Genomic DNA, 6,040 nt, shown 5'->3' on the forward strand with positions numbered 1-6,040 from the left:
ATTTTAGCATATATTTGGTAAATGCGCTAGTATTTAACGGTAAAGCCGTCGTAGAACGACGGGGTTTCAGACCCAAAATTTTCGATGATTAGGGACCGGAAAAAACCGCCGATTCGATATCTTGGCGACTAAGGGAGTATTTAAAAGCGCGATTGATGTCACTGCCGTCATTTGCTGCTCGAAAGTAACGAACGGTTATTTCTTCGATATCGAGGCAGATTTCCGCTTTCCATGTTGGTTTTTCGACGATCCAACAGTGGATATTCTCGGTATTTTTCCGACAACCTAATTTAACTAGCCATGCTTCGATCGCCGGTAAGGGATGATTATAGAGGGGAGTATCGGCAGTGGGAATCTTCATCGCATCTAAATCAAAAATAATTGGGCTACAGTGACGGCATTCTCTCCTCGAAGCATAGCAATAATCACCGCTAGTAACAAGCAGCCCAGCAGGGTGAGTGCCAAGATAAACAAAGCAAAAATTTCTCCCGAAGATAGGGGGCGATCGGTAGGATCGAGATAGGCGCTACGATTAGCTATGGGTTCATCGCTATCGGGGATAGTTTGGATGACATTCCAGCGCGAGTAACCTATCTGTAAATCATACAGGGAACGGCGATCGGGATTACTCAGGGTGGCATAAGCTTCGTTAAGACGCTGGAATTTAACCGTTGCCACTTCGGGGCTGAGTTCGGTAGTATCGGGATGGTATCTTTTGCTTAGTTCCCGATAGGCGCGTCGCACTTCGATCACCGAGGCACTCAGATGTAGCCCTAGAATGGCATAATAAGTATTGGCAAAGCGCGAGTTAGCGGCAATGACTCGCGAGGTGGTTTGGGAATTATCGCGCTCGAAGGTCACAAGATTTTTTAAACTAAAAATTGTCTTAATATTTTAACCCTGTTGATCATGAAATCTCGTTATCGGCCGCGTCTTCAGATCTGTCTTGTCTTTCTTATTGTTGCTCTGACGAGTTTGTCTCCTTGGCTAACCCCTAGCGCCTATGCGGGGATCGATGATGATCGCCTTGATGGTAATATTTTTGTGGTCTATGCGGGTAATGGTTCCCTCGTACCACCGCGTTTAAATTTAGCGGAAACTTTTCAACGGAAAATTCCGGCTATTATTGTCTATTATCTGGATGATAGTAGTGATTGTAAGCAATTTGCGGCGATTGTCTCCCGTTTTCAAGAGTTTTACGGTCGCGCCGCCAGTATTATCCCCGTTACTGTCGATTCTATCCCCTTAAAGTCTTCCTATCGTCCCGATGAGCCGGGTTACTATTATCGCGGTGGGGTTCCCCAAACGGTGGTTTTAGACCAACAAGGTAAAGTGGTTTATGATGGTTTGGGCAATGTTAAATATGAAGATGTGGATGATGTCTTAAGAAAGGTTTTTGAGCTTTTGCCTCGATCAGAATCGGTAGAGTTAAAAAGACGCTCTTTTAACGAGTTTAACGCTGAATTGCGCTAGTCACCTCTTTTTTATCCTCAATTGAACGAACCCACTTTCCACCCCACTCTTAGCGTAGCGGAGTGGAAAGTGCAGGGAGCGGCAATTGAGGGGGTTCAATGCCCAATACCATTTTTCAAAAGTAATGGCAGAGATGGTTAATTGCCCTCACCCCCAACCCCTCTCCCAGAAAGGGAGAGGGGAGTAAGATACCTGCAATTTAAATTCCCGGGCAGCTTACAAGGCGATGCGATCGCCTTTAGATAAAGAAGTTACCAACAGGAATTCTTGTAGCCATTTTCTTGCCTCAATTAGTGCTTTTCAACTTTCAACTTAAAATTGGCGCATCAGTTTGTCCCTATTGCAACTTTTGTCCCTCCATTTTAACCTAGACCTTCGGCTTTATTCATGTCAGTTGTTGGGTTTCTCAACCCAATTTACCAGATCGGCGATAGGGAAAAAAGCTCAAGACTTAATAAATAAATAAATCAGCAGAGACAGAAAAGAAACCTGCTAACTTTTTTGCCTGTTTCTTACTAATTTGTCGCTTCCCATTAACAATCTCTGAGACAATCCCACTAGAACCAATCCCTGCCCTGACTAAATCCGCTTGAATCAAGCTCCTTGCCTCCATAAGGGTTTGCAGGATCGAAACAGGAGTAGAAGCTGACCCAGGCTGAAATCGCGCTTCCTCATATATCTCAATCAATACTTCCCACACATCCAGTATTTGTTCCTCTAATTCATTGGGATTTTGCTTAAAAAAAAGTTGTTCAGCGATCGCCAAAGCTTGGTTGTATTGCTCCTCCGTTTGAATAACAAAGGGAAGTACTGAAGTTTCTACGGTCGAGGGATTAAAAGTAAGGGTCATTTTTCCAATCCTCCTGGTCATATTCAGCATGGGTCAAAACATACTTGATGTAAATTCTGCTTTTTTTATAGTTAATCCCGACAATCAAACGATAACGATTACCTTTGATATTAAAAACCGTAAAATTGCCGACAGGATCAGCTTTTGGGAAAACCTGACGCACATCATTAATACTGAGCCATTGTGAACTTTTGGCAATTCGATACCAGTCATCTAAAGGTTTTTTCAGGTCAGCGTGCTTTTCAAATGCCTCCTGAAGCGTTTTATAGCTGATAATCCTCAAAACGATTCCCCAGTAGGCTAATACCATTTTTCAAAAGTAATGGCAGAGATGGTTAATTGCCCTCACCCCCAACCCCTCTCCCAGAAAGGGAGAGGGGAGTAAGATACCTTTAAACTCTTTTGTTCATACTCTCATTATGAGAGGGAGCTTGTCAAGGGAAATTTTTTCTGCTTAACTTGTGATCGCACTTGATCACCACCAAGCGATCGCCCATTCAGAAAAATTTCACAGACGTTGGGTTTCATACTTCAACTCAACCTACGTTCTGAATTGCGCTAGTCACCTCTTTTTTATCCTCAATTGAACGAACCCACTCCCCACGCCACTCTTAGCGTAGCGGAGTGGGAAGTGCAGGGATACGATTAAGGTTATTTTTTCCCTGATTTGCGCTTAAATGATGTGCCAAATCCGACTAGGGTTACTAATCCTAGTCCTAAAATAGTTGAAGGTTCAGGAACTGTTACTCCTACACCTGTTGAAGGTTCAGGAACTGTTACTCCTACACCTACACCAAAATCAGCAGCATCAAGAAAATTACCAACTGATATACTGCCAGAACCAGTTGAAATTGCAGAGTAAGCAAAGCGAACATTATTGCCAAGAGCAATAATGGGTGCCTGTCCGGCATTGGTGTTCTGTACCCAGGCACTGGTAGTGGCGGAATATCGCTTAGTAAACAATACTGTATCATTCCCGCCACCTAATAGGTTATCACTCCCTAAATCGGTAATCGTTAATGCCATCACATCAGTTCCTACTCGCGCACGATGGGCGAAAGTAAAACCAACTTGAGATCCTGCGGCAATACCAGAAACATTCTGGAACAAAGTTCCATTGATATTAGCATTAATTTCAGCGAATTGTTTCCCTTGATATGCGGGAACCCCCCGAAAACCATTAACCCAAATTTCAATCAAACTATCTGTGGTTTGCCAACCTGGAACATTAGCACGTGGTACTCCCTGAGAAATTGGGGAAGTACCAAGATCTGGTGATTCAAAACCGCCATTAATTAATGCTGCTTGCGCTTCTGATGTGGAAGTAGCGATGCTCATAAGAGCGATTGCAGCAGTTGTGGAGGCTAAAGCAAGGGGCTTGTTAGATAATTTATTCTTACCCCCCCCCGAAATTCATAAGTTTCGCTAAACTAAACACGATGTACTCCTTGAAAGTCATTGTTTTTTTGTGAACTACCAGACACTGATCGCTAGGCGATAGGGTACTAGCTTTCCAGGTGGATTATAAGCTAAGAGGCATTTAAACCGCAACTACCAGGGTAAGCAAGCGCACAGCAATTCTCATTTTTATACACAGCAAGCATTTCAGGGATTTAAAGCACATTTTAAAGGGGGATTTTTGAGCAATCTTCGATGTACTATGATGCCAAAAGCCCGAAGACTGCTACATCGCAAATTTAGAATTGCTGGTAAGCGCATCTTAACAATCCTTAAAAAGTTTGCTAGCCTGATTATACTGAGAACAATAATTATTCTTATAGGTGTGAGAGACAGCAATGAAAATCAAGCAAAATTTCCTAACAGCAGCGATATTACTGGGTTTTTCAGGTCCGGTACTGGCTAATAGTCTCGAAAACCTCTCTAGTAACCCCATGGCACAGGTGACGACGGTGAATCAATTGCGGGATGTTTCTCCCACCGCCTGGGCTTTTGAGGCCTTAAGAAGTCTTGTGGAGAGGTATGGTTGTATAGTAGGTTATCCTGACCGGACTTTTCGCGGTGAACGCGCTTTAACTCGTTGGGAATTTGCCGCCGGGTTGAATTCCTGCTTAAATACCCTAGAAAGATTGATTCAAGAAGGAGTAGCGGTATTAAAAGAAGATCTAGACAGAATCAAGCGATTAGTCAGCGAATTCGAGACAGAATTAGCGGCCTTAGGGGCAAGAGTTGACAACTTAGAAAATCGAGTCGCTTTTCTGGAAAATAATCAATTTTCCACCACCACTAAATTAACCGGGGAAGTGGTAATGGCATTATATGGGGTAGCCACAGGAGAAAAAAACGGTGGTGAAGCGATTCCCCAAGTACCAGCTTTTGGTTATCGGGCCCGTTTAGAATTAAATACTAGCTTCACAGGCAAAGATTTACTCTATACCCGTCTAGCAACGGGAAATATTGCTGATTTAGCCGATACTACGGGAACTTTTGAAAGTACCTTAGCCTTTACCCAACCCGACGGCAACGATTTACTGATAGAAGTTTTAAACTACAGTTTCCCCGTCACGGAAAATATCTACCTCTGGTTAGAAGCGACGGGAGGTGCTAAGGATGACTTTACCAATACCCTCAACTTTTTGGATGGAGATGGTGCTAGTGGGGCGCTTTCGGCTTTTGGTACTCGCAATCCCCTTTATTTTGCCCCCGGACAAACTGGACTCGGTTTACAGGGTAATTATGGGGCTTTGCAATTCAGTGCCGGTTATCTTGCCGGGGATGCTAACGATCCTAACCCGGGAGCGGGTTTATTTAACGGTTCCTATACTGCCCTAGGGCAGCTGGGTTATGTTCCAAACGAGAATTTTGGCATTGCTTTATCCTACTTTCATGGTTATAACCAATTAGACACGGGGACGGGAAGTCAGCGCTCGAATTTCCGATTTTTCACCGAAGAACTATTCGGGGAGGCTGTCCCGACCATTAATAATAGTTTGGGTTTACAATTTAGTTGGCGAATTGTCGATGGTTTTGTTCTCGGTGGTTGGGGGGGTTACACAAAAGCTATCACCCTTAGCACTTTAAATGGACAAATAGAACGCGGGGATTTAGATATCTGGAATTGGGCGGTAACTTTGGCTTTTCCTGATTTATTTAAAGAAGGAAATACGGCGGGTATTATTGTTGGTATGCAGCCTTGGGTATCTAATTCTAGCATTAGATTAAATGATGGTAGTGCCACTAATGATCCGGATACTTCCTTTCATATCGAAGGATTTTATGAGTGGAAACTCACCGATAATATTGCCCTTACTCCAGGGGTAATCGTGATTACTTCTCCTAACTCGAATAACAACAATTCTACCTTAGTTATCGGTACTATCCGCACGACTTTTACTTTCTGATTTGTCTAGGCAGCCGGTCAGCAGTAAAGATAAAGTATGACGGGATTTGACATCATCTCTCGACGACCGGCTGCTGTTCCGTCGTTCCCCAGTCTCCTATCGCTTTTAAATAGGATTTAGTATCAGTATAACAGTCAGTCAATTTACCATTCGCCGATGAGAATAAGCAGGGTAATTGCAGGTTATTTTGTATAAATTATAACAAACAAAAATACCTGACTATTATTTTTAGCAGGTTGAACTAAGAGGAGTTAATCTGAGAGAAAGTAATAGTTAGTAAAAGTATAGTCAAATATAGACAGACTGAATTCCATTTCAGAAATTCCCTTCACTTTTACTTCGAGAGATTGATTCTCCT

7 protein-coding genes are annotated in these 6,040 nt (G+C 43.0%); 2 read left to right on the top strand and 5 right to left on the bottom strand.

Annotated elements, in window-relative coordinates:
* Window positions 1-88: 88 nt before the first annotated feature.
* Window positions 89-361, bottom strand: coding sequence for a DUF3143 domain-containing protein (locus BGL89_RS06170; protein WP_004163459.1), 273 nt, complete (start codon window positions 359-361; stop codon window positions 89-91).
* 5 nt (window positions 362-366) lie between these two features.
* Window positions 367-861: a J domain-containing protein gene (locus BGL89_RS06175; protein WP_286824940.1), complete on the bottom strand. Its 495-nt coding sequence runs from the start codon at window positions 859-861 to the stop codon at window positions 367-369.
* Between the two features lie 48 nt (window positions 862-909).
* On the opposite strand from BGL89_RS06175, the gene BGL89_RS06180 reads away from it, so the two are divergent.
* Window positions 910-1,473, top strand: a complete 564-nt coding sequence (locus tag BGL89_RS06180) for a thylakoid membrane photosystem I accumulation factor (protein ID WP_286824941.1) — start codon at window positions 910-912, stop codon at window positions 1,471-1,473.
* Between the two features lie 451 nt (window positions 1,474-1,924).
* On the opposite strand, the gene BGL89_RS06185 is transcribed toward BGL89_RS06180, so the two are convergent.
* From BGL89_RS06185 to BGL89_RS06195, 3 genes are all read right to left on the bottom strand, one after another.
* Window positions 1,925-2,323 (bottom strand): helix-turn-helix domain-containing protein, encoded by a 399-nt coding sequence (locus tag BGL89_RS06185; protein WP_286824942.1) that lies wholly within the window; start codon window positions 2,321-2,323, stop codon window positions 1,925-1,927.
* Window positions 2,307-2,606 carry a type II toxin-antitoxin system HigB family toxin gene (locus BGL89_RS06190; protein WP_286824945.1) on the bottom strand — a complete coding sequence of 100 codons (300 nt, stop codon included), beginning with the start codon at window positions 2,604-2,606 and terminating at the stop codon, window positions 2,307-2,309. The genes BGL89_RS06185 and BGL89_RS06190 overlap by 17 nt, the downstream gene beginning before the upstream one ends.
* Before the next feature lie 368 nt (window positions 2,607-2,974).
* Window positions 2,975-3,661 (bottom strand): PEP-CTERM sorting domain-containing protein, encoded by a 687-nt coding sequence (locus tag BGL89_RS06195; protein WP_286824943.1) that lies wholly within the window; start codon window positions 3,659-3,661, stop codon window positions 2,975-2,977.
* A gap of 458 nt (window positions 3,662-4,119) precedes the next feature.
* Between BGL89_RS06195 and BGL89_RS06200 the strand changes: the two genes are divergently transcribed.
* Window positions 4,120-5,682: an iron uptake porin gene (locus tag BGL89_RS06200; RefSeq protein ID WP_286824944.1), complete on the top strand. Its 1,563-nt coding sequence runs from the start codon at window positions 4,120-4,122 to the stop codon at window positions 5,680-5,682.
* Window positions 5,683-6,040: the final 358 nt, after the last annotated feature.

The organism is Microcystis sp. LSC13-02 (assembly GCA_002282935.1).
In the GTDB taxonomy this organism is placed as follows: Bacteria; Cyanobacteriota; Cyanobacteriia; order Cyanobacteriales; family Microcystaceae; genus Microcystis.